The sequence below is a fragment of the Halomonas sp. AOP7-B1-5 genome, assembly GCF_052353045.1.
Lineage (GTDB): Bacteria > Pseudomonadota > Gammaproteobacteria > Pseudomonadales > Halomonadaceae > Vreelandella > Vreelandella colorata.
Window position 1 is genome coordinate 1 of record NZ_JBQTDC010000039.1, and the last position, 22,802, is coordinate 22,802.

The following is a 22,802-nucleotide window of genomic DNA, read 5'->3' on the forward strand; positions in this document are numbered from 1 at the left end:
CAGGGGGCCGACGATTTCCTGGCCAAGCCTCTCCGACCCAAAGAGCTGATTGCTAGGGTCAATGCATTAAGCCGACGAATGGGATATACCCCCTCTACAACAGCCGCTAATTTTTCTGAAACCTATTCGCTCAATATCGAGAAGCGTATTGTTTACCTGGATGAGCGGCCCGTAAATCTGACTGAGCGAGAGTACCGCCTTGCAGCCCTGTTTTTTTCCAAAACGGGGGAATTGCTTACCCGTCCACATTTGCTGGAACTGATATGGGGAATGAAAGGTGATATTTCTACGCGTACCGTCGATACCCACGTTAGCCGTCTTCGGCGCAAACTCGAATTAGATGGGCAGCATGGCCTACGTCTAAAAAGCATATACCAGTCGGGCTATCGCTTGGAGACATGCCAGCCTACTGGCGCTGAAACTACTTGCACCGAGAACTAGTGCTATGCAGTAACCCCGTCTTGGCGCCGGATTAGTCTGACTTAGGCATGCATTCGGCATTGTGCGAAACGTCGCTGAGCTAAGGCAAGGCAAGGCAAGGCAAGGCAAGGCAAGGCAAGGCAAGGCAAGGCAAGGCAAGGCAAGGCAAGGCAAGGCAAGGCAAGGCAAAAATTAGCGGAAACGGACTGGGCTCTCAAGCGATTTTACGCGCATAAATGAGTATTTTGATGGGAAGCCGAGTTCGGACTTACGCTTGAGCTGATTTTTAACGCTGTATAGTCGAGTGTAAGCAGTTTTTGTACAAAGATTAAGACGTTAATATGGTTTCAAAAGCATTGCCAAAACGCCTGATCAAGCGGCTTGGCGATACCCCCGCTGGGCCTTGCGCCCTTTACGGGAGTAGCTGCCTTTACCTCTTTTGGGCGTTTGCTGCTGCATCTTGAACATGGGCGTGCGTAGCTGGGCTTTGAGCGCGTTGTCGCGAATCTTTTGCTTCATGGAATCTTCCTGTAAAGCGGAGTTATACAACTTTCATATAAAAGCGGTGCCTGCTGAAACAGGCACCGCTAGGACATTATGAGCTGCCTAATGTTCCCAGGCACTCATTTAAAATCACTCATCCCATTTAGGTGCAAAGTCAGGGTTGGCGATGCGCTCCTTGCGATCAAGCTTGGCAATATCGGCCATTTCGCTGTCGCTTAATACAAGATCAAACGCGGCAATATTGCTTTGAATGTTACGTGCCTTGGTGGATGAGGGAATCGTGATCATGTTGCGCTGATTAACCCAGGCCAGGGCAATTTGCGCAGGCGTTACGCCATGCGCATCAGCGATCTGCTTGAGGGTGGCATCGTCCATTACCTTGCCCACCGCCAGCGGCATAAAGGCCGTTACCTGAATACCGTGATGCTCGCAGCGCTCAACCAGCTTGCGGTTTTGCAGGAAAGGATGCACTTCAATCTGGTTGGTGAGGATTTCGCCTTTACCCAAAATCTCCACCGCTTTATCAAGCTGTTCAATGGTGAAGTTGGATACACCAATATGGCGCGCCTTGCCCACCGCTTTCACTTCCTTGAGAGCGGCCAGATACTCTTTCATCGGCACTTCGTTATCCGGCGATGGCCAGTGGATCAGCAGCAGGTCAACGTAATCGGTGCCGAGCTTTTCTAGGCTTTCATCGACGCTCTCTTTCAGGCGCTGCGGCGCCAGATTGTCGTGCCACACCTTGGTGGTCAGAAAGATGTCGCCACGCGGCACGCTGCTGTCACGAATCGCTTCGCCAACACCCTTCTCATTACCGTAAAACTGGGCAGTGTCGATATGACGGTAGCCCGCTTCAAGCGCCGCATGGATACTCTCTTTAAGCGTATCGCCTTCCAGGCGAAAAGTACCGAAACCCGGGTTAGGCATAACTTTTTGCATCATTAACATCCTTTTCTATTGATAGCGTGTTAATTAACATGGGGCAGCCACCGCGTGACTTCAACCACTGGTTGAAAAAAGCCCTTAACCGGTTTGCCATTAGCCAAGCGTAATGTACGGGCTTTTTGATCCATGTTTGGCGCTATAAGCGATAGAATTATGAAAATTCGCTTGCTAACATTCTTTTAATAACCAAGATACCGCCCATGCCCCCCGATAACGACACGCTTGCCGCTACCGATGTCCCGCTGCTTCCCATTCATCGCCAACCGGGCTTTCTAAGCTTTCTTCTTTCTCGATTAGCGGCAGTGTTTGCCATGCAGATTCAGGCCATTGTGGTGGCCTGGCAGGTATATGACATTACCCGAGACGCCATGTCGCTGGCCTACGTGGGGCTTGCGCAGTTTCTGCCTATGGTGATTTTACTGCTGCCCGCAGGCGATGTGGTCGACCGCTTTCCGCGCAAGCGCATTCTGCAACTCAGCTGGGCGGTACAGGGCATTTGTAGCGCGCTGCTGCTTTTATTGGCCCAGGCCAATCACGGTAGCGTTATTGAATTTTATGCCGTGCTGGCTCTGTTTGGCTGTGCTCGGGCGTTTACCGGCCCGACGCTGCAAAGTATGTTGCCCAATATTGTGCCCCGCGCTCAGCTTGCTCAGGCCATTGCGCTGAATAGCTCGATCATGAAAGTCGCGGTGATTAGCGGGCCCTTGCTGGGCGGCGTGCTTTACAGTGTGGGCGGCGGCAGCCTGGCTTATGCCGTGTGCTTGGGGTGCTTTATCGTCGCGCTGGCCTTACTGGTGCTGGTACCGGTGCGCTATGTCGAGAAAGCCAAGGTTCTAGAAAGTACCGCCTGGAAGCGCTTTTCTGCCGGCATTCGCTATATCCGCTATCAGCCGATTATTCTGGGCGCCATATCCTTGGATCTGTTTGCCGTGCTGCTGGGCGGCGTCGTGGCACTGCTGCCCATTTACGCTCAGGAAGTCCTGCACGTGGGCCCGGAAGGCTTGGGTGCATTGCGCAGCGCGATTGCGGTGGGCGCGCTATTGATGGGGCTTTATCTTGGCGTTCGCGGCATCAAGCGTCGCGCGGGGCATGTGATGTTTGCCGCCGTGGCCGTGTTTGGTCTGGCGAATCTGGTATTCGCGTTCTCGACCCTGTTCTGGGTATCGATGATTGCCATGCTGGTGGCGGGTGCGGCCGACATGATCAGCGTTTATGTACGCACCACCGTGATTCAGCTAGCCACGCCGGATGAAATGCGCGGCCGGGTGAATGCGGTCAATATGCTGTTTATTGGCTCAAGCAATGAATTGGGCGAGTTCCGCGCGGGCAGTATGGCGGCCGGGTTTGGCGTGGTGCCCGCCGCGGTGATTGGCGGCGTGGGCACGCTGGCGGTGGTCGGCCTGTGGATGCGCCTGTTCCCGACGTTACGCCGGGTCGACCGCTTCGATGATGCCCGCTGAGGCAAGCGCATTCGCGGGGCTGCTCGCCACCATACTGACCACGCTGCCTACCAGAATCACGCAAGGTGACGGCAGCGGATGGTCCGCCAGGCGTTGGGGCATGTCTTTAAGCGTACCCACCAGCGCCTGCTGTTCGGGCAGGCTGGCATTGGCTACCAGCATGATCGGCCACTCATCGGGCAGCCCGGCCTGGCGTAGCCCTGCACAAATGGCCTCTACCTTGGAAAGCCCCATATAAAACACCAGGGTTTCATCACGGCGGGCCAGGGTTTGCCAGTCGGGCGCGCCACCCTCACGGCAGAGCTGGGCGGTAATAAAGCGCAACTGCTGAGAGTGGCCGCGGTCGGTGAGCGGAATCCCCAGGCTTGCGGCAGCGGCAGACGCCGCAGTAATGCCGGGCACAATGTGCGCGGGCACATTGGCATCCGCCAGGGCGGCAAGCTCTTCGCCCATACGCGCAAATATACCGGGGTCGCCGCCTTTCAAGCGCACCACCGATTTGCCGGCGGTCGCCAGTTTGACCATCAAGGCGCCAATTTCCGCCTGCGGCATGCTGTGATGGCCGCTGGCCTTGCCGACGTAGTAGCGCTCGGCGGAAAGCGGAACCAGCCCCAGCACATCGTCGCCTACCAAACGGTCATACACGATAGCATCAGCCTGCATTAACAGCCGCGCGGCTTTCAGCGTTAACAGCTCCATATCCCCACTGCCCGCGCCGACCAGATACACATGCCCGGCCGTGCAATCGCCGCGTAGTTTAAGCGAAGGCACGCTTGGTGCGCTGCGCGTGGAGCGCTGAAATGGCGACAGCACACGCTGCGTAAAGCACATCAAAGCCTCAGGCCACTTGTGTAGTAGACGCTTGCTTAGCACGCGCATGTGAACGCTCCTCTTCAATCAGGGACTTCAATTCAGGCAAACAACTACCGCACTGGGTTCCGCAGGCAAGCCGTGCACCCAAGGCTTCCACGCTGCTATCACCGGTACGAATGGCATTAACAATCGCCGTTTGGCCCACTTGGTGGCAGCTGCATACCACAGGGCCGGTATCCGCTGCGCCATCATCACACCCCGCCAGCAGCCGGCGCCGGTGCTTATCACTTATGGCTGTTTCGTTAAAACGTGCTTCAAGCCAGGCAAGCCCCGGCAATTCGCGCGGCGGGCCAACCATTAACCACCAGTGCAGCTTGCCTTGCACAATAGCCGCAGCGCGCAGGCGACCCTTACCGCTGTCTTCACACCACAAACTAGCCTCATCGGGTAGCCACGTGGCGAGTAGCGCCAGCCAGTCATGTACCGGATTTGCATCAGCCAGCTGCCAGCGCTGACAGCCCTGCATGGGTACGCGCGCCCAGTAATCGCTTTTGCACCACGCGGGCACTTCCTGACTATTATCCCCTAATGGCTGGGCAATCAACAGCGTTGCCTCCCAAGCCGTGTTCAGCGGCGCCAGTGCCACCGCGCCGTGCTTGGCTTCCGGCTGGCCTGAAACGGGATCGGTGATGGCCTCCAGCATGGCGCCGCTACGCGCCGATTTACTGAACGCATCGCTCCAGTGCATGGGAATAAACACCTCGCCACGCCGCTGGGCGTTTGAGATACGCACTCGCCCCCGATACTCGCCGCTGGCGGCGGACAATACTGCCAGCTGCTGATCGCCAATGCCATAGCGCGCGGCATCGCTTGGGTGGAGTTCGATAAATGGCTCGTGGCGATGATTCATCAGCCGGGGCGCACGTGCCGTGCGTGTCATGGTGTGCCACTGGTCGCGAATACGCCCGGTATTCAGGCGCAGCGGATAGGCGTCACTCAAGCGTTGCCCCGGCAGGCGAGGCGTTATGGCGATGAAACTGGCGCGCCCATCAGGCGTGGCGAATTCACCGTCTTCAAACAACCGCGCCGTTCCGTGAGGCGCTGAAAAGGTAACCGGCCACTGAATCGGCGCCAGCGCATCGTAGGCCTCTCGCCCAAGCCCCGCCAAACCGGAAATATCGAAGAGCCGTTTGCTCTCCCCCTCATTCTCGAAGCCGGAAAGGCGCGCGTGCTCGTCAAAAATTTCATGGGGATGGCTATAGTCAAACGCCTCCTTAAAGCCCAACCGCTTGGCAACTTCGCACATAATCCACCAGTCGTGACGCGCTTGGCCTGGCGCGGGTAGCAAGCCACGCTGGCGTGAAATACGCCGCTCGGAGTTGGTCACCGTGCCGTCTTTTTCCGACCACCCAGTCGCAGGCAGAATGATATCGGCGTAGGCCAGTAGATCGGTATGGCTGGCGCATTCAGACACAATCACCAGCGGGCACTTTTCAAGCGCACGCCGCACGCGGGCGGCATCCGGCAAGCTGACCGCCGGGTTGGTGGCCATTATCCACAGCGCCTTTATTTCGCCCCGCTCAACCGCGTCAAAAAGCTCAATCGCCTTATAGCCAGGCGCCAGGGGCAGTTCGGGCATTAACATTTCCGTCGCCCAAAAGCGGGTGACCCGGCCGAGGGCGCCGGGGGTGTGGTAATCCATATGCGCGGCCAGCTGGTTGGCAAGCCCGCCCACTTCGCGCCCGCCCATGGCATTGGGCTGGCCGGTAATCGAGAAAGGCCCTGCTCCCGGCAAGCCGATTTTGCCGCCAGCCAGGTGGCAGTTGATGATCGCATTGCACTTATCAGTACCGCTGGTGGATTGATTGACGCCCTGGGAGTAGAGCGTCACGACATGGAGTTGGCTGGCAAACCAGTAGTAAAAGGTCTCCAGCCGCTCAGGGTCGATATCACATATCGCCGCCACGTCATCAATGTCGCAGTGGCTCGCAGCCAGCAGCGCTTCGTCGAAACCTTGTGTATGACGATCCAGATAGAGCTGATCCAGCTTGTTATTCTCAGCCATCCAGGCCAGCAGGCCATTGAACAGCACCGCATCGCTGCCGGGTGCGATGCCCAGGTACAGGTCGGCAATTTCGCAGCTGTCGGTCACGCGCGGGTCGATGACCACCACCCGCATCAGCGGATTGCGCGTTTTGGCGACCTTCAAGCGCTGGTAAAGCACCGGGTGGTTCCAGGCCAGATTCGAGCCCACCAGCACCACCAGTTCGGCCTCTTCAATATCTTCATAGTTGCAGGGAACGGCGTCTGCGCCCAACGAGCGTTTATACGCCGCCACGGCAGAAGCCATGCAGAGTCGCGAGTTGGTATCCAGGTGCGGCGTGCCTAAAAAGCCTTTAAACAGCTTATTGGCCACATAGTAATCTTCGGTTAATAGCTGACCTGAAAGGTAAGCACCCACGGACTCTGCGCCGTAAGTTGCGCGAGTCGTTTGCAACCGCTCTGCCAAGGTGGTTAATGCCACATTCCAGTCAACGGCCTGGCCATCGACCCAGGGCGTGGTGAGCCGGTCATGGTGGCCAAGGGTTTCGTGCAGTGCCGAGCCTTTCACACACAGCCGGCCAAAATTGGCGGGATGGTCGCGGTCGCCTTCAACCGCGCTGATTGTGCCGCCTGCCACAGTGGCGGTTACGCCGCAGCCGACACCGCAATAAGGGCACGTCGTGTTTGCTTTACAAGCCGAGCGTGTGGCCTGGGACATACTGATTTCCTCCCGCTTAAAAAGCAAAAAGCGCCCAAGCGAGCCTCATAAGAAGCCTGCCTGGACGCCGTTGTCTCAGGGACACCTGCACCGGTGCCGAATGTCGCACTGCTGGGATTGGACACATTTATTAATGGCCTGTCGTCTGATGGCGTTAGCGTTGTTATTTGCCCGTCAAACTCGATGGCTGCATTTTATTGTGCCGATAAACCCGTCTGTGCTTTGTTGCTTGTTACCAAGGTAATAGCAAGGCCTGCGCCAACCAGCCTATTAAAATAAAAATACCAGCTTAAACAGCAGGTTAATAAACAATAGAATATCTTTCGACCGACCGTGTAGACAGTTTATTTTCAAACGCTGACTACTCTCGGTGCATCTTTACCGCTTAGCGCACCAAGAGCGTGCGCAGGCTGAGCTTAAGCGGCTGAAAAGGCGCTTTCTTCAACCTATTTATTTAAATCAACCTATTGATAAGTAATATAAAAATAAATAACGAGCGATGTTTGGCTGATTAATTGCCCTGTACTGATTAGATAAATTCAAGTCTAGCTGGCAGCCAACGGTGGCTGCTCTGTGCTTAACCCACGAACGGGTTTGGCCTCAGCTACCGGGCAACGAAGCCCCTGATACGGTTTTCCTGGCAATCCACTTGCCCGGGACGCTAACTCAGGGGCTTTTTTATTGTTTTTTCTTCAGCGCTGCGCCACGACAGCATTTATCGCTGCCAGATATTTGTAGCCAGGTCTTTGTAGACAGGTATTGGCAGCCAAGCGCGAAACAGTAAGGAGCAACCCATGATCGCTATCTCTCGGTGCTCGTCTGATGATCACTTGGTCATTATCGGCAACGGCATGGCGAGCCAGCGTCTGCTAGAGGCGGTCGTTAAATTGCCTCACCGACCCCAGCAAATAACGGTGATTGGTGCAGAAGCATCTCCCGCTTATAACCGGATACTGCTATCGCCACTGCTCGCCGATGAAATGCCGCCTAGCGCCCTCACCTTGCGGGATGCGCAGTGGTACGCCAAGCAAGGTATCACCCTGCACTTAAATGAATGCGTGCTGGAGATCAACCGTGCAGAACAGCGCGTTGTCACTCCCTGCCGCACGCTAACTTATGACCGCCTGGTGATTGCCACCGGCTCACGCCCGACGCTGCCCGAGGTACCCGGCATTGGCCTTAACGGCGTGCATGGGTTTCGTACCCTGCAAGATGCCGACACGCTCGCAAAGTTTGCCTTGCAGGGCGGGGAATGCGTCGTGGTCGGCGGCGGGCTGTTGGGGCTCGAGGCCGCTGAAGGGCTTCGCAAGCGGGGTGCCAGCGTCAGCGTTCTACAGCGAAGTAAGCGGTTAATGAATCGTCAGCTGGATAGCATGGCCGCTGGGCTTCTAGAAACGACGCTTACCCAACGTGGCTTGACCATCTTAACCAATGCACGCATCAGCCATTTTGAAGACGACGGCGCGGGAAGCCTGGCCGCCGTTGTACTGGAGGATGGCCAGCGCCTGCCTGCCCAAAGCGTCATCGTGGCAACCGGCGTTACACCTAACGCAGAACTTGGCCATCAGGCAGGCTTGGCTACACAGCGCGCCATCATGGTTGATGACACGCTCACTACCTCCGACCCGCATATTCATGCATTGGGCGAGTGTTGCCAGTTCGAGCAGCACACCTACGGCCTGGTCGAGCCGATCTGGCGCCAGGTAGATGTGTTAGCCAACACGCTGTGTGGCGATGGCAGCGTCCGCTATCGTGAGGCGCCAACCGCTACCAAGCTTAAAATCAGCGGCCTGGCCCTCTACGCGTTTGGCCCCACGGAGGCCGCGCCAGAACATGAAGTACTGCATTACAGCGACCCGGAAAACGGCGACTACCGCCGCCTGTTACTGCGCAACGGAAGGCTTGAAGGCGCCGTGCTGTATGGCGATACCCATTCCGGCCCCTGGTATTTCGCCCAGGCGCTAGCCAAAACCGATCTGGGCGCCTGCCGCCAGGCGTTGTTGTTTGGTGAAGCCGATGCCAACGCCCTGCTTCTTGATACCCCACCCACTCCCTCATCGACGCTGGAGGCAGCTTAGCCATGTCCATCACCTCTAAACGCAACGTGATTATTATTGGTAACGGTATGGTCGGCCACCACCTGGTCGAGCAGCTGGTTGAAAACGGTGCCCTGTCACAGATGAACGTCACCGTGTTTGGCGAAGAGCGCCATCGTGCTTATGATCGCGTGCACCTTTCTGAATACTTCAAGGGCCGCGACGCCGAAGCGCTGGCCCTGTGTGATGCCGACTACTACGCAAGCCATGGCGTGACATTCAACAGCAGCGAAGCGGTGATCTCCATCGATCGCGCGGCAAAAACGCTAGCCACCGAGCACGGCCATTACGCCTATGATCATCTGGTACTGGCCACCGGCTCTTACCCTTTCGTGCCGCCCATTCCCGGTAACGATCGCGAAGGCTGCCTGGTGTATCGCACGCTGGACGACCTGGACGCCATCCGCGAGGCGGCGCAAAGTGCGGCCACCGGCGTTGTAGTGGGCGGCGGTCTGTTGGGTCTGGAAGCGGCCAACGCACTGCGCGGATTGAATCTGGAAACCGCGGTGATTGAGTTCGCCCCACGCCTGATGCCCATGCAGGTGGATAGCGAGGGCGGCGAGCTGCTGCGCGAAAAAATCGAAGCCTTGGGTGTTCAGGTACTCACCGAGCGGGCCACTCAGCGCATTGAAGATGGTGCAGCCAGCCGCCATCGCATGGTGTTTCAGGATGACAAAATACTGGAAACCGACCTGATCGTGTTCTCGGCGGGTATTCGCCCGCGTGATCAACTGGCCCGGGAGTGCGGCCTGGAGATCGGCGAGCGCGGCGGCGTAGTGATCAACGATCAGTGCCAAACCAGCGACCCGGCGATTTTAGCCATTGGCGAAGTGGCGCTGTGGAATCAGAGCATTTTTGGCCTGGTGGCGCCTGGCTATCAGATGGCAAAGACAGCGCTTTCGACGCTCACCGGTGGCGATGCTTCTTTTACCGGTGCCGATATGAGCACCAAGCTTAAACTTCTGGGTGTGGACGTCGGCTCGATTGGCGATGCCCACGGCACTCAAAACCCCGGCGCACGGATGTTTCGCTACCTTGACCCACTTACCCAGATTTACCGCAAGATGGTGGTCTCAAGCGACGGCAAGAAGCTCTTGGGCGCCATGCTGGTGGGCGATAACAGCGTCTACGACACCTTGCTTCAGTATTACGCCAACGGTATCGAGCTGCCCAAAGAGCCCGCCTCATTGATTTTGCCGCAAAGCGGCGCCGCCCCGGCACTTGGCCCGGACGCGCTGCCGGAAACGGCAATGATCTGCTCGTGCCATAACGTCACCAAGGCCAGCATTTGCGCGGCCATTGACGCAGGCGCCAGCGACTTGGCATCCGTGAAAGGTGACACCCGCGCCAGCACCGGCTGCGGTGGCTGCGCGTCGCTTTTGAAAAGCGTGGTGGATCATGAGCTGGCCGCACGCGGCGTTGAGGTGGACAAGTCGATTTGCGAGCACTTTCAGCACACCCGCCAAGAGCTTTACGACATCGTGCGCGTGGAGGGCATCAAGACCTTCAGCGAGTTGATCGAAAAGCACGGCGCGCCTAGCACCCACCACTTGGGCTGCGATATCTGCAAGCCTGCGGTCGGTTCCATTCTCGCCTCCTGCTTTAACGAGCCGATTACCGACGCTGCGCATATCCCGCTTCAGGATACCAACGACACTTTCATGGCCAATATGCAGAAAAACGGCACCTATTCGGTCGTGCCGCGCATTGCAGGCGGGGAAATTACACCGGATAAACTGGTGGTGCTGGGTCAGGTAGCGCAAAAGTACGGCCTTTATAGCAAGATCACCGGCGGCCAGCGGATTGATCTGTTCGGCGCACGCCTGGAAGACCTGCCTGATATCTGGGGCGAGCTGATCGAAGCTGGCTTTGAAACCGGCCACGCCTACGGCAAGTCGCTGCGTACGGTGAAATCCTGCGTGGGCAGCACTTGGTGTCGCTACGGCGTGCAGGACAGCGTGGGCATGGCGATCAAACTTGAGAACCGCTACAAGGGCCTTCGTGCACCGCACAAGATCAAATTTGGCGTATCAGGCTGTACCCGCGAATGCGCCGAAGCGCAAAGCAAGGATATCGGCATTATCGCCACCGAAAACGGCTGGAACCTCTACGTGTGCGGCAACGGCGGCATGCGCCCACGCCATGCCGAGCTGTTTGCCACCGATCTTGACGACGAAGCCCTCTACCGCACCATCGACCGTTTTCTGATGTTCTACGTGCGCACGGCGGATCGCTTGCAGCGTACCTCGGTATGGCGGGAAAACCTGGAAGGCGGGCTGGAGTATCTGAAAGAGGTGATTCTCAACGACAGCTTGGGCATGGGTGATGAACTGGAGCGCCAGATGCAAACCGTGGTGGATAACTATCAGTGCGAATGGGCAGGCGCCATCAGTGACCCGGATAAGCTCAAGCGCTTTAGAAGCTACGTCAACGATAGCCGCCCCGACCCATCGATCATCATGACCAGTGAGCGCGGCCAGCTACGGCCTGCCTAACCAACATCACTTTAAAGGGCTACTCCATGACCGCTACCGCAGTGAAGCAAGCAACGGTTACACAAAGCAGACAGGCACCGACCGGCCATAAACTGTGCAGCAAAACCGACCTAGTCGCGTTTTCCGGGGTTGCTGCGTGGCTTGAAACACCACAGGGGCCGACGCAAGTCGCGCTATTTTACTTGCCGGGCTTTGAGCGTGAGCTTTACGCGATTGATCACCACGACCCGTTTTCCAACGCCAATGTGATTGCCCACGGCATTGTGGGCGATATAAAGGGCGCCGCCGTGGTGGCTTCCCCCATTTACAAGCAGCACTTTCGTTTGGAAGATGGCCAGTGCGTGGAAGACGACAGCGTCACGCTAGCTACCTGGAAGGTGAGCTTTAAAGAAGCTGATGTGTGGATTGAGGGTTGATACCAAGAAACAACGATGAAGAACATCAATCCGCCAAGCCGCTTACTCAAGCGGCCTGGCGTCAGTCCATTAAGCGCTGGGCGCGACCGAGACTCCTTGAACACCGTGCTTCTCCAGCAAACGGGCTACCTCACCTTGCGCTTTGACTTCTTCAATAAACGCGGAAAGAAATGCAGCCGCTTCGGGCGAGCGGCCTTTAGGAACGCCCATGGCCTGCTGAATGGTCATGAAGTGGCCGGGCAGTAACCGCATGCCACCAAACTCTTCGATACCGGCTTCCAGCTGCTGCTTAACGCCTGCGGCGATATCCAACTGATGCTCTCTAAAGAACGCCACCACCTTGGGCGACGTGGGGGCTCTGACCAGCTCGGCCTGTTCAATGGTGCGGCTTAGGTACAGATCATAAGCGCTGCCTTTACCCACCACGATACGCTGCCCGAGGCGATCTACCTCTTCCTGCGCCGTGATCGGAGAGTCTTCACGGACCAGGTAACACCCCTCAATGAATACATAGGGTGCGGTAAATTCGATGCTCTCGCCGCGCCTGGGGTCGAGCGCAAAAAAGCCCATATCGGCTTCCTCTCGGCTGACAACGTCAACGGCCTCACCCGCAGAGGCAACCACCTGAAGTTCAAGCTCGACCTCCAGTCTATGTGCAATCAATGTTGCCAGATCAACCGACACACCAAACGGCTGGTGCTCGACATCAAGCCCTGCCAGAACAGGATTACCGACATTGATGGTGGCGCGCAGTACGCCAGTAGGTGCCATTACTTTTCTTAACGCTGATGCGTCACTCATCGTTAACTCCTGGTGTTAGCGCTTTAATGCTCCGCCATTAAAAACGCCGCCCCGGGGGCGGCGCTAACGGCAAGATAATCGTTTAATCAGCTCTTGATAAAATCGATCAGCACTTTATTAAACTCATCAGCATGAGTTGCGTTAATCGCATGTGGGCCACCCTTAATAATATGCGTTTTCGCCTCAGGTAAAAGCTCGGCGGCGCGTTTGCCGCTGACCTCAAACGGTACAATTTGATCGCCGTCGCCATGGAGTATCAGCGTAGGCACGTCGATTTTGGGCAGGTCTTTGCGAAAGTCGGTATAGCTAAACGCTTTGACGCATTCATAGGTGGCTAGTGGCGAGGCAAAGGCGGCGATATCGCGATGATAGAGTCGATTTGGCTCGCTGATTAAGTCACTGTTATCAGAGGTTGAGAAAAAATCCTTGGTGAAGTCTTCCAGAAATGCGATCCGGTCACCGCGAACACCGTCCAAAAACCCGTTAATGGTCGCGTCATCCAACCCACCATCCGGGTTATCATCTGCCTTATACAGGTAAGGCGGAACGGCAGCGGCAAATACGCCTTTCGTCACGCGGCCAGTGCCGTAGCTTCCAATATAGCGGGCCACTTCTCCACCGCCCATGGAAAAGCCCACCAGTGTGGCATCGTTAAGATCAAGCGTATCAATCAGCTTTTTCAGGTCGGCGGCCAGCGTATCGTAGTCGTACCCGCCATCTGCCTGGGTGGACCAGCCAAACCCACGGCGGTCGTAAGTAATAACCTTGTAGCCTGCTTCTACCAGGGCGGGCACCTGCTTTTCCCAGGAACGGCCGCTCAATGGCCAGCCGTGGATAAGTACCACGGGCTTACCTGCTCCGTATACTTCGTAATAAAGCTCTACCGGCGTACCCTGCTCCGTGCCGACGCTCAGCATAGGCATTGTTAAACCCTCCCGTTGGCGTAATGTTTGTCCATTAATGCGTTTAAAGGTTAGTACACGTTATTACCACTTACCAAAAGACGATCAGCCCGTATGGGAACAGCTTGAACTTACGGGCATTCAATCTTTTCCCTTAGCGCACATTGATACACCAAGCACTCCAGGTGCTGATCGGCTACGTGAGAATAAGCCGACAGTTTTTCAACTAATGTGAACTTGGCTTTTTCGAGCACGCGCTGAGATGCCTTGTTTTCAACCGAAACGGTCGCTGTCAGCGTGTCCAGACCATAAATACAGCGGGCCTCTTTCATCAGGTGATGAAGCGCTTTTTGGGCGATTCCCTGCCCGCAGGCGTTTTCAGCAAGGCGATAGCCGACCTGAGCACTGCCCTGATCAATATCACGCAGATTGGCGAGCCCGATAATGACGCCTTTATGGCGAATAAGCTGAGGGCTCATACGCCCATGAGCATTGAGTGCCAGACACTCAACAATATGCTGTGACACACCATGCGGGGTATAAAACTGCTTCCTGCGCGCTTCGATATGCTGCTCAAACCACGCCCGCTCTGCGGTCTCAAACGCCAACAGTTCAAAGGCATCTTCCGGGGTTAACAGGCTGAAGGTTAAATCCTTGGTATGGCGAATACGTACATCTCTTTGTGGAGTCATCGCCGTTCGTCCTTGTGGGCGCCGCTATCGTTAGTGAATAAGCTATCAATATTGCTATGCTTGCGGGTTCTACGAATGGCGTTGGAGCCAATACATTCATGAAGACAGAAGCACGCACGCTGGCATTTTCCGCCTTTATGGCACTCTTAATCGGCTGTGCCGGCATTACCGCCACGCTAGCCTCTAATTCCCAGGCTATTTTGCTCGATGGGTTATTTAACCTTATCTACTTTAGCGTAGCGTTGGTGACGATCAAGGTAAGTAAACTAGCCAGCCGCCCTGATAGCGAATCCTACCCGTTTGGTTACAGTTACTTCGAGTCGCTGGTTAACCTATGCAAAGGGCTACTGATTCTAGGGGTATCCGTCTTTGCCTTGGTGGACGCCATTGCCGCTTTACTGACAGGTGGTCGGGAAATTGCTGCAGGCCTTGCCGTTATCTACGCGCTGTTTGCGACGCTTGCCTGCTCGGTGACCGCGTGGGTTATGCATCGTAGCCAGCGCTATACTCATAGTCCGCTAATTGCGGCTGACAAACTCAATTGGGTAGTCAATAGCATCATTTCCGCCGCAGTACTCGCAGCGTTTTGTATGGTTATGGTGTTTGAGTGGCTGAACTGGAACAACGTGGTGGCGTATGTCGATTCCGTTCTGGTCATGGCAGTGGTGTTGCTTTGCTTGGGCGTACCCGTGCGTATGGCGTCCCAGGCGCTCAAAGAGCTGCTCAATAAAACACCTGATGAAACCATTGCCGCTCCCGTGCGACAAGCCATCTCCACGGCGCTGGCAGGCGCGCATACCCAGGAGGTTCGTGTTCGCATGGTGCGGCCCGGCCGCTTGCTTTATGTCATGGTACACATTGTTCTGCCCGAAGAAGGCACCGGCGCCTCGTTAAAGGCACAAGACGCTCTACGTGAACGTATTGATGATGAGATACGCCGCTGCTATTCGCCGGTGGTGTGCGATGTGGTGTTTACCGCCAATACACACTGGGCCGCGCCTTCCTGTGGATTGCTGATTGATAGGACGCCTTAAAAGCTAATGCCTGACGGATGCTGCGAATACCTAGCCTGACTGATTAGCAGCAGGCCAATGGTAGTGATGGCGCCCATTGATAGCGCTAGCCCAAAGATGGTTAAAGCGGCCACATGGCCTACGGCATCAATTAAAGCGCCGGTGGTAATTACCGGCAGACTAAATCCTATGTAGGCCATCAAAAAATAGCCTGCGCTTACCTGGGTGGACGCCGCTTTGGCTATTTCCAGCACTCCCTTCAAGCCACCTAGATAGATAAACCCGTAACAGGCGCTACTAGCGGCAACCGTTCCGACCAACACAGCCACAAGCATTCCCTGAACCGCTCCCCAGGCGATCACTGTGTAGGCGATCGGTAAGATGACAAGACCCAGCACTGTGGAATGAGCTGGCCGCAGCGCTCTTGCCCAAGGTTGAAATAACACCCCACAGCTACAAATACCGAACGTAGCAAAGCCGCTCCAGGCCGTTAAACCGTGCGCATGTAATGCAGAAGGCAAAATAGCAATCACCAGCCCCACCGTTGCCCAGGCAAGCAAAATGGCCAACCCATAGCCGAGCGTACCGGGTGGGTAGCTGGGTAGTCGCAGCATCGCGCACTTGTTAGGGTTTGGGGCCGTGTTTTTCAGTGTACTAACGGCCACTAATGCGACGACGCCAGCACCCAAATACAACCATAAGCTGGGTGGCGTTATGCTGGGTGTATGGAAGATAAACAAGCTGGTAACCGCCGCCCCCAGGCCAAATCCCATCGCAGTACTGGTTGTCACGTACTTGGTTGCCATGCTGCTATCCCCGCCAGTGAGCAGCCGGTGCATGTAGGTTGGCGCAACCGCTGACGTCAGGGCGGTGCCTATTCCGAGTAAAAACCGAGCCGCTCCCAGGGTCACTAAACCTGGCACGATCAATGTTAGGGAAGTAGCCACAAGGCATAAGAGCAGTGCAGCAATAATCAACGGCTTGCAGCCTACCCGCTCAGACAAACCATTAAGCCCCAACAATACCGGCATAATACCCGCTACATAACAGGCAAAAGCGAGTGTTGTTGCGCCAACGCCCAAGCCATCACGAGCCGCTAATGCTTCATAAAGCGGTGCTTGTAAATTGACCGCCGTGGTAATCATGCACAGCGCAAAAGCCAGCTTGAGGGCGTTCGATCGTCTCGTCACTTTGTACCTGCCTCAGTTTTCATGTGAGCCGTTACGTTCGCACTCTTAAAGAACCGGGATAAGGTACACTCAGCCATTATTACCCAGGCACTGTTCTGCCATTTTGAAGAACAGTTGAGGGCAACAAGGGCGCTTATGAAACTACAGGTTGACCGACACGCTGCCACCCCCATGGCTCAACAGCTGGAAGAAAGCCTTCGCCAGTGGATTCAACACAACGGCGCAGGCGGCGGTCTTCGTTTACCTTCAATACGCCGCTTGGCAGCGACACATAACATCAGCCGTAATGCGGTCATCGATGCCTACGAACGACTAGTGTCGTCAGGTTTAATTCGCTCAAAACCCGGCTCAGGCTTCTATGTTGCGGATAGCGTCGCCGTACAGACCAACCAACAGCGCGCTTCTAGCCCGCTACAGGAAGTCACCAATGGACTATGGGGGCTTTTCGGCGCAGAAGAGAACACCCTCAAGCTCGGCTGTGGGTGGTTGCCCAACACTTGGCGCGAGAGCGACGATCTTACCTACGCTATCCGCCAAGTTACCCGTCACAGCCGCTCAGGAATTTTTGAATACAGTACGCCGCACGGGCTTTTAACCTTACGCCGTCTGCTACAAGAGCGCCTGCGCCCGCTTGCGATTACCGCAGATGCCCAACAGATCGTGACAACCAACAGCGGTAGCCATTCTCTAGATCTGTTAGTACGTTTGCTGCTTGAGCCCGGCGATGTTGTATTTGTGGAATCACCCGGTTATTACAACCTGTTTGGGCTACTGCATTTGCAGCGCATTCGCGTGATTGGGGTCCCCCGCTTAGCCGATGGGCCCGATATCGAGCGCCTGGAAGGTTTGTTAGCCCACCACCAACCCAAACTTTTCTACATTAATAGCGTTTTCCACAATCCTACCGGCAGCACATTGACTCCCGCCGTAGCGCACCGCGTTTTACAGCTTGCCGAGCAGTATGATTTCAGGATCATTGAAGACGATATTTATGCTGATTTTCAGCATACTCCAACCACACGGTTAGCAGCCCTTGACGGGCTTAAACGTGTTATCTATTTAGCCAGCTTTTCAAAAACTCTTTCCTCGTCACTTCGCGTGGGTTTTATCGCTACTCCCCCGGATCTAGTACAACGCCTGGTAGATATCAAAATGCTGACCAGCATTTCTGCATCACTGTTTTCAGAACAGGTACTGGTTATGCTGCTGCAAAACGGCAGTTATCGAAAACTCACTGAACGATTAAGAACCCGGCTTTCCAATCAGATGGCACTAGCATTAACGCTACTAAGAAAATCAGGGTGGGAAGTGTTTACCGAACCGGCGGGCGGTATGTTTGTCTGGGCCAAGCCACCCACGGATGATGAAACGCTTAAGGCAGCTGCACAGCGCTACGAAATCATGCTTTCGCCGAGCCATCTATTCCTACCCGACAATGCGACAACCCCCTGGTTGCGTCTCAACGTTTCCTATATGCAGGACCCTAGAGCCAAAGCGTTTATTGAAGCTAATAGCCGTTAAGCCAACACGCCGAAATAGGTCATCAAGCCAACGATAATGCTAATGGTGATAAAGAACATGAGCGTGCCCGCCATCAAGGCGCCTGCCGCTACGTTGCCCATACCATAACGTTGGCCTAGCAACGGATAGACACTTGCCATGGGAGCGCCTGCAAACAGTAAGCCACCGGCAATCAGTAAAGCGTCATTGCCCGCAATCAGCCACATGCAGATCAAGACACCCAGTGGATGAATGATGAGCTTACCCGTAACGATCTGGCTCACCTCCCCCACTACGCCGCGAATTTGCAGGCCATAGAGCGCGCCGCCAATCGCAAATAGCGCGGCAGGGCCCGCCGCTTTTGCCAACATATCAACCGCCTGGATAACCGAAGTAGGCAGATGTGTATCGGTAACGGCGATCAGAACTCCGATAAACAGGCCAATGAGGATGGGATTTTTAACCAGTTGCTTGAGCGTTTTCTGGAGTGATTTCATAACGCCGCGACCGGCCTGCTGACCCGTTTCGGCTAGGATAAGCGCTAGCGGAATGATCAGCAGGTTCTCGATGATCATATTCAAAGCTAAAAAATTAGCCGCAGGCGGGCCGATAATCATCACCGCGACCGGGTAGCCACTAAACGCGCTATTGGACATCGACATCCCCAGCGCGCTGATACTTCCGGTGGTCAGCGGCTGTTTTTTCAGCATGACGGTGTACCCAAGCGCCAATCCGAAAACACCCAGCGAGCCTAGCCCGTAGGCCAGCAGGTAGTTGATATTGAAAACTTCTTCCAGAGGGTTCTGGGTAATGGCGCGGATTAACAGTGCAGGGAGGGCGATATACAGCACAAATCGGCCCACTCCCTGCATTTGCTCGCGGTTGAGAATACGGATCCGCATGGAAAAATAGCCAACAGCAATCAATAAAAAGATAGGCATGATGATGGCGGCAACTTCAAACATGCGGTGTATCCATACGAGCGTTGATCCTCATGAAGTGTCTGTTTCTGACAATATAAAGCAGATCATAAAAGCGCTATCGTATAACGACAGTGCTATTTACTCTCGATGAATCAATGGGTCAGTGCGATAAGCTCATTATAAAGCGCTTTGGGTAGGGTGATACCATCACGCAGGCTATTTTCTCGGGCCTCAAAACGGCGCTGTGAGGGTAGCCGAGCGCCCTGGCCTAAAATGTTTTCAAACAGCACTTCAGCATGCTGAAGATGACGAGCAGCATCCTGGCCCAAGAAAACGTCCGGCGATATGGCGATAATCAGCTCACCATGAAACGGCTTACCGGTTTTCTGTTCGTTGGCGGGCTGGGTTTCATGGCCCAACACATCACCAATTAGCGGCCCGGCCAATAGCTCAATCATGGTAGACAGCGCCGAACCCTTATACCCGCCAAACGTGAGCATCGCCCCCGCCAGCGCATCTACAGGGCTGGTCGTCGCTTCACCTTGAGCATCAATTGCCCAGCCTGTGGGAATCTGTTTGCCTGCGCGCTTATACAGTTCAATCTCACCGCGCGCCACCACACTGGTCGCAAAATCAAACGTATACGGCGCGCTACCCGGACGTGGCCAGGAAAACGCGATAGGGTTGGTGCCCAACAAAGGCTTCGTGCCACCCGCTGGCGCTACAAAAGCGTGGCTGGGGGTCATGGCAATGCCAATGAGCCCTTCACTTGAAAGGGCCTCGACCTCAGGCCATAGGGCTGAAAAGTGAAAGGCGTTATTGATCGCCAGCGCGGCTAGCCCTGTTTGCCTGGCTTTTTCTACAAGCTGTTCTTTACCCATTTCAAACGCTAACAAGGAGTTACCCTGGCGGGCATTGACCTTAACCACGCTGGGCGCTTGATCAATTACTTCCGGTACGGCATGCGTATCAACGCCGCCATTGAGCGCCGTTTGAACACAGCCGATCAGGCGATATAAACCATGGGAATGGCATTCATCGCGCTGAACCGTCAGCACATTGCGCGTAATGGCTTCTGCATGGGCCTGGTTATAACCATTATGCTGAAGTACGTTCAGGCTCAAGGATTCAGCATCCTTAAGCGATAGGGTAATCTCTTCGCTCATCATCAACTCTCTTCATTTTTATTAGATAGAGGCGTTAAAAAAGCAGGTAATTGCTTACCTGCTTAGGAGTCTGTTCATCATTGAATCAATGTTGCGCATCCCATCCCATGACGACGCTCTGCTGCAGTAAACACCCGAAGATGCCCATAGCTCGCTACGCCTGATCGCGGTACTGCGCGTAGGTATCACGCGCACGGCTAAGATGCTGGTGCATCATTTCTCGTGCGGCGCTGCCGTCACGAGCAAGGATAGCGTTAAGGATATGCGCATGCTCTTCCTGTACCCGCTCCAGGTAGCGTTGGGATGAGAGCGGATTGATATCGTTACTCAGCAGTTTGGCGCGAGGGATAACGCTTTGGCTCCACTGTTCGTAGAACGATTTGAAGAAAGGATTTTTAGTCGCCGTAGCAATAGCAAAATGGAACAGGTAATCCTCTTCTCGAGCTTGCGACTGAGTGGCGTACGCGTTGGCAAACGCTTGGTGTTGCGCTTCCAGCCGCTTCTGGTCTTCAGCATCGTAGCGTAAGGCAGCAAGTTCCGCCGCGGCGGGCTCAAGCGTTAAGCGAAGCTCCAGAAGATAGAGAATGTCTTCCACCGTAGTGGGATTGATACGCTCGGCTGGAAGCGCCTCCACTTTAGAGGAACGCAAGACCGACGTGCCGACACCACGGCGTGTTTCAACCAATCCCAGAGACTTGAGATGAGTGATAGCTTCGCGAATGACCGTGCGGCTAACGCCAAAAGATTCACACAGGCTATTTTCGGTAGGCAGCTTATCGCCAACCGCCACTTTCCCCTGGGTAATCAGCGTCTCCAACTGGTTCGCTACGTGAACAGATAAACTGCCCTGCTGAGCGATCCGGTTAACCTGAAACGACGCCATAGTAGGCGTTTGCTTGGCCATGCCTGTTATCCTTTCCATGTATATATCCAGTTGCACCATAACGTACAACCAGCGCTCTATGTGCTATTGGCTATCGTCTGGATGACCAATAGCAGCAAATTTGCCACCGTGATAACGCACGGCAACATCATCGCAGTCAAGATTACGATCGCGCTGTTCCGTCTCTTCCCGCCAGGGTTCAGAGCTATCTTTTGGAACCCAGCCAAGGAAACCGGCATGAGTATTATCCCACCACTGTTCAGCATTGTCAGATGCCCCATAAACCACGGTATGCTCCAGCCGAGGGGTTGTAAAGGCACGTTTTAACAGGCTAATGAAGTCATTCAGGCTCAGCCAAGTGGCCATCATGCGAGTATCAACGGGCTTGTCAAAACAGGAGCCAATGCGCACGCTAAGTGTCTCGACACCAAACTTATCGTGATAGAGACTGGCCAGATTTTCGCCAAAGCATTTTGAGACGCCGTAAAGCGAATCCGGCCGCTGAGGAACCTGATTATCTATTCGCTGATGGCGCTTATAAAAGCCTATCGCATGGTTGGAACTAGCAAACACGATACGCGGTTTACCATTAAGCCGTGCGGCTTCAAAAAGATTGTAAGTACCAATAATATTGGCATTCAATATATCATTCCAGGGACTTTCAACCGACATCCCGCCCAGATGAATGATGCCATCGCATCCTCGTACCAGCTCGGCTACAGCCTGTTGATCGCTGAGATCCGCCTGGATCAGTTCCTCACCTGGCTGAGCATTGTCCAGAGGTGCAATATCCGAAAGGCGGACATGCTTGGCAAACCCGGCAAGATGCGGACGCAAACTTTTCCCCAATCCGCCAGCCGCCCCAGTCACTAGAATACGATTAAACATGCTATCTCCTGCTTAGTCTGTTGTTTGCCTTGTTGGCATTGAGCGAAGGTGATATCCATCAAAATTGAAATCTAAAAGCCGTAAAGCTTGGCCGGGTTATCAACCAGAATTTTTTGCTGGACGCTGTCAGAGGCCCAATCCAAAAGTACATCAAGCTGCTCGGCGTCATCAGGATAGCGTTCCCGGGGCACCCCCACATGCGGCCAATTTGAGCCCCATAGCACGCGCTCGGGCGCATGCTCAATAAGCCGTTTGGCAACAGGCCCTACATCGTTATACCCCGGACCGCCGGTTAGACTGGTCTCATACGCCCCGCATATTTTTATCCACGCGTTGCCCCGGTCGAGCAACTCGACAATACGGTCTACGCGTTCATCATCAGCCGCTACGGGATCCATGAATTTGCCAATGTGGTCAATGATATAGTCGGTTTGGATGGCCTTGAGAGTGGCCATATAGTCGTTGATCATTCGGCCGTTGAACTGCACCATCAAGTGCCAACCAAGTGGCCGAATGCGCGCTTCAACGTCGCTCAATTGATCCATCCCCACGGCACCACCGGGAAGCTGCATGATACGGGCGCCCCGGGCACCTTGAGAATGAAAGGCATCAATATCTGCCTCCGTAGCATCAGGCCTGACGGCAACAATCGCACGTGCATTTGCCTGCCCGATTTGGGTAACGCCTTCAAGCACGGCCCTGTTATCAAATTGATAAGCATTGGACTGGGTAACAACCACGCGCTCAAGCGAGAGCCTGCGCTGTACTACTTGATAATTTTCAACCGTCGCCAGTTCTTTAACATCGGGGCCGCCAGGCTGTGCGGTGTAGCCCGGCAGATACAAATGCATATGGCAGTCGGTCGCGCCAGCCGGCACTTTCAAACGCGGCGCGCCCCCTTCCAGTGGACGCGTGTTGGCTGGGATGGACATAC

The 22,802-nt window shown here is 55.1% G+C and carries 20 protein-coding genes; 7 read left to right on the forward strand and 13 right to left on the reverse strand.

The features are described from left to right. Window positions 1-441, forward strand: a 441-nt coding sequence (locus tag ACT3XD_RS16070) for a response regulator transcription factor (protein WP_444280610.1), incomplete at its 5' end; no start/stop codon positions are given. Between the two features lie 351 nt (window positions 442-792). Here the strand turns inward: ACT3XD_RS16070 and arfA are convergent. After that, the gene (gene arfA / locus ACT3XD_RS16075) at window positions 793-939 is read right to left on the reverse strand and encodes an alternative ribosome rescue factor ArfA (protein ID WP_018917849.1); all 147 of its coding nucleotides are present in this window, start codon (window positions 937-939) and stop codon (window positions 793-795) included. A gap of 114 nt (window positions 940-1,053) precedes the next feature. Further along, on the reverse strand, window positions 1,054-1,872 hold the full coding sequence (dkgB, locus tag ACT3XD_RS16080; RefSeq protein ID WP_193092697.1) for a 2,5-didehydrogluconate reductase DkgB: 819 nt from the start codon (window positions 1,870-1,872) through the stop codon (window positions 1,054-1,056). Window positions 1,873-2,069: 197 nt separating this feature from the next. Here dkgB and ACT3XD_RS16085 point away from each other — a divergent pair, with 197 nt between their 5' ends. Then, window positions 2,070-3,329, forward strand: coding sequence for an MFS transporter (locus tag ACT3XD_RS16085; protein ID WP_193092696.1), 1,260 nt, complete (start codon window positions 2,070-2,072; stop codon window positions 3,327-3,329). Here ACT3XD_RS16085 and cobA read toward each other — a convergent pair. After that, window positions 3,294-4,208, reverse strand: coding sequence for a uroporphyrinogen-III C-methyltransferase (cobA, locus tag ACT3XD_RS16090; RefSeq protein ID WP_193092695.1), 915 nt, complete (start codon window positions 4,206-4,208; stop codon window positions 3,294-3,296). The genes ACT3XD_RS16085 and cobA overlap by 36 nt on opposite strands. Then, window positions 4,168-6,903: a nitrate reductase gene (locus tag ACT3XD_RS16095; protein WP_193092694.1), complete on the reverse strand. Its 2,736-nt coding sequence runs from the start codon at window positions 6,901-6,903 to the stop codon at window positions 4,168-4,170. The genes cobA and ACT3XD_RS16095 overlap by 41 nt, the downstream gene beginning before the upstream one ends. A gap of 794 nt (window positions 6,904-7,697) precedes the next feature. On the opposite strand from ACT3XD_RS16095, the gene ACT3XD_RS16100 reads away from it, so the two are divergent. From ACT3XD_RS16100 to nirD, 3 genes are read left to right on the forward strand one after another with little or no spacing between them, the layout of a single operon-like run. Continuing rightward, on the forward strand, window positions 7,698-8,981 hold the full coding sequence (locus ACT3XD_RS16100; protein ID WP_193053455.1) for an NAD(P)/FAD-dependent oxidoreductase: 1,284 nt from the start codon (window positions 7,698-7,700) through the stop codon (window positions 8,979-8,981). 2 nt (window positions 8,982-8,983) lie between these two features. Next, window positions 8,984-11,494, forward strand: a complete 2,511-nt coding sequence (gene nirB / locus ACT3XD_RS16105) for a nitrite reductase large subunit NirB (protein ID WP_193053454.1) — start codon at window positions 8,984-8,986, stop codon at window positions 11,492-11,494. Between the two features lie 26 nt (window positions 11,495-11,520). Beyond that, window positions 11,521-11,910, forward strand: a complete 390-nt coding sequence (nirD, locus tag ACT3XD_RS16110; RefSeq protein WP_193053453.1) for a nitrite reductase small subunit NirD — start codon at window positions 11,521-11,523, stop codon at window positions 11,908-11,910. Between the two features lie 69 nt (window positions 11,911-11,979). Here nirD and ACT3XD_RS16115 read toward each other — a convergent pair whose 3' ends face one another. The 3 genes from ACT3XD_RS16115 to ACT3XD_RS16125 form a co-directional block, all read right to left on the reverse strand. Continuing rightward, entirely contained in the window at window positions 11,980-12,711 is a 732-nt protein-coding gene (locus tag ACT3XD_RS16115; protein WP_193053452.1) for an ABC transporter substrate-binding protein, read from the reverse strand. 86 nt (window positions 12,712-12,797) lie between these two features. Continuing rightward, window positions 12,798-13,634: an alpha/beta fold hydrolase gene (locus tag ACT3XD_RS16120; protein WP_193053451.1), complete on the reverse strand. Its 837-nt coding sequence runs from the start codon at window positions 13,632-13,634 to the stop codon at window positions 12,798-12,800. A 110-nt stretch (window positions 13,635-13,744) separates the two neighbouring features. Then, window positions 13,745-14,305, reverse strand: coding sequence for a GNAT family N-acetyltransferase (locus tag ACT3XD_RS16125; protein WP_193053450.1), 561 nt, complete (start codon window positions 14,303-14,305; stop codon window positions 13,745-13,747). A 98-nt stretch (window positions 14,306-14,403) separates the two neighbouring features. Between ACT3XD_RS16125 and ACT3XD_RS16130 the strand changes: the two genes are divergently transcribed. Then, window positions 14,404-15,339, forward strand: coding sequence for a cation diffusion facilitator family transporter (locus ACT3XD_RS16130; protein WP_193053449.1), 936 nt, complete (start codon window positions 14,404-14,406; stop codon window positions 15,337-15,339). On the opposite strand, the gene ACT3XD_RS16135 is transcribed toward ACT3XD_RS16130, so the two are convergent. Continuing rightward, on the reverse strand, window positions 15,336-16,508 hold the full coding sequence (locus ACT3XD_RS16135) for an MFS transporter (protein WP_328515003.1): 1,173 nt from the start codon (window positions 16,506-16,508) through the stop codon (window positions 15,336-15,338). The genes ACT3XD_RS16130 and ACT3XD_RS16135 overlap by 4 nt on opposite strands. A gap of 135 nt (window positions 16,509-16,643) precedes the next feature. Between ACT3XD_RS16135 and ACT3XD_RS16140 the strand changes: the two genes are divergently transcribed. Next, window positions 16,644-18,029 (forward strand): aminotransferase-like domain-containing protein, encoded by a 1,386-nt coding sequence (locus ACT3XD_RS16140; RefSeq protein WP_193053448.1) that lies wholly within the window; start codon window positions 16,644-16,646, stop codon window positions 18,027-18,029. Here ACT3XD_RS16140 and ACT3XD_RS16145 read toward each other — a convergent pair. From ACT3XD_RS16145 to ACT3XD_RS16165, 5 genes are all read right to left on the reverse strand, one after another. Next, complete coding sequence (locus tag ACT3XD_RS16145) at window positions 18,026-18,973, reverse strand: AEC family transporter (RefSeq protein ID WP_193053447.1); 948 nt, start codon at window positions 18,971-18,973, stop codon at window positions 18,026-18,028. The genes ACT3XD_RS16140 and ACT3XD_RS16145 overlap by 4 nt on opposite strands. 110 nt (window positions 18,974-19,083) lie before the next feature. Beyond that, window positions 19,084-20,097, reverse strand: coding sequence for an Ldh family oxidoreductase (locus ACT3XD_RS16150; RefSeq protein WP_193053460.1), 1,014 nt, complete (start codon window positions 20,095-20,097; stop codon window positions 19,084-19,086). A gap of 154 nt (window positions 20,098-20,251) precedes the next feature. Further along, window positions 20,252-21,001: a FadR/GntR family transcriptional regulator gene (locus ACT3XD_RS16155; protein ID WP_226912116.1), complete on the reverse strand. Its 750-nt coding sequence runs from the start codon at window positions 20,999-21,001 to the stop codon at window positions 20,252-20,254. Window positions 21,002-21,064: 63 nt separating this feature from the next. After that, window positions 21,065-21,868 (reverse strand): NAD-dependent epimerase/dehydratase family protein, encoded by an 804-nt coding sequence (locus tag ACT3XD_RS16160; RefSeq protein WP_193053446.1) that lies wholly within the window; start codon window positions 21,866-21,868, stop codon window positions 21,065-21,067. 71 nt (window positions 21,869-21,939) lie between these two features. Beyond that, window positions 21,940-22,800, reverse strand: a complete 861-nt coding sequence (locus ACT3XD_RS16165; RefSeq protein ID WP_193053445.1) for an amidohydrolase family protein — start codon at window positions 22,798-22,800, stop codon at window positions 21,940-21,942. Window positions 22,801-22,802: the final 2 nt, after the last annotated feature.

Coding starts and splice junctions, on each gene's coding strand:
- arfA (WP_018917849.1), bottom strand. CDS start 939: ATGAAGCAAAAGATTCGCGACAACGCGCTCAAAGCCCAGCTACGCACG.
- dkgB (WP_193092697.1), bottom strand. CDS start 1,872: ATGTTAATGATGCAAAAAGTTATGCCTAACCCGGGTTTCGGTACTTTT.
- ACT3XD_RS16085 (WP_193092696.1), top strand. CDS start 2,070: ATGCCCCCCGATAACGACACGCTTGCCGCTACCGATGTCCCGCTGCTT.
- cobA (WP_193092695.1), bottom strand. CDS start 4,208: ATGCGCGTGCTAAGCAAGCGTCTACTACACAAGTGGCCTGAGGCTTTG.
- ACT3XD_RS16095 (WP_193092694.1), bottom strand. CDS start 6,903: ATGTCCCAGGCCACACGCTCGGCTTGTAAAGCAAACACGACGTGCCCT.
- ACT3XD_RS16100 (WP_193053455.1), top strand. CDS start 7,698: ATGATCGCTATCTCTCGGTGCTCGTCTGATGATCACTTGGTCATTATC.
- nirB (WP_193053454.1), top strand. CDS start 8,984: ATGTCCATCACCTCTAAACGCAACGTGATTATTATTGGTAACGGTATG.
- nirD (WP_193053453.1), top strand. CDS start 11,521: ATGACCGCTACCGCAGTGAAGCAAGCAACGGTTACACAAAGCAGACAG.
- ACT3XD_RS16115 (WP_193053452.1), bottom strand. CDS start 12,711: ATGAGTGACGCATCAGCGTTAAGAAAAGTAATGGCACCTACTGGCGTA.
- ACT3XD_RS16120 (WP_193053451.1), bottom strand. CDS start 13,634: ATGCCTATGCTGAGCGTCGGCACGGAGCAGGGTACGCCGGTAGAGCTT.
- ACT3XD_RS16125 (WP_193053450.1), bottom strand. CDS start 14,305: ATGACTCCACAAAGAGATGTACGTATTCGCCATACCAAGGATTTAACC.
- ACT3XD_RS16130 (WP_193053449.1), top strand. CDS start 14,404: ATGAAGACAGAAGCACGCACGCTGGCATTTTCCGCCTTTATGGCACTC.
- ACT3XD_RS16140 (WP_193053448.1), top strand. CDS start 16,644: ATGAAACTACAGGTTGACCGACACGCTGCCACCCCCATGGCTCAACAG.
- ACT3XD_RS16145 (WP_193053447.1), bottom strand. CDS start 18,973: ATGTTTGAAGTTGCCGCCATCATCATGCCTATCTTTTTATTGATTGCT.
- ACT3XD_RS16150 (WP_193053460.1), bottom strand. CDS start 20,097: ATGAGCGAAGAGATTACCCTATCGCTTAAGGATGCTGAATCCTTGAGC.
- ACT3XD_RS16155 (WP_226912116.1), bottom strand. CDS start 21,001: ATGGCCAAGCAAACGCCTACTATGGCGTCGTTTCAGGTTAACCGGATC.
- ACT3XD_RS16160 (WP_193053446.1), bottom strand. CDS start 21,868: ATGTTTAATCGTATTCTAGTGACTGGGGCGGCTGGCGGATTGGGGAAA.
- ACT3XD_RS16165 (WP_193053445.1), bottom strand. CDS start 22,800: ATGTCCATCCCAGCCAACACGCGTCCACTGGAAGGGGGCGCGCCGCGT.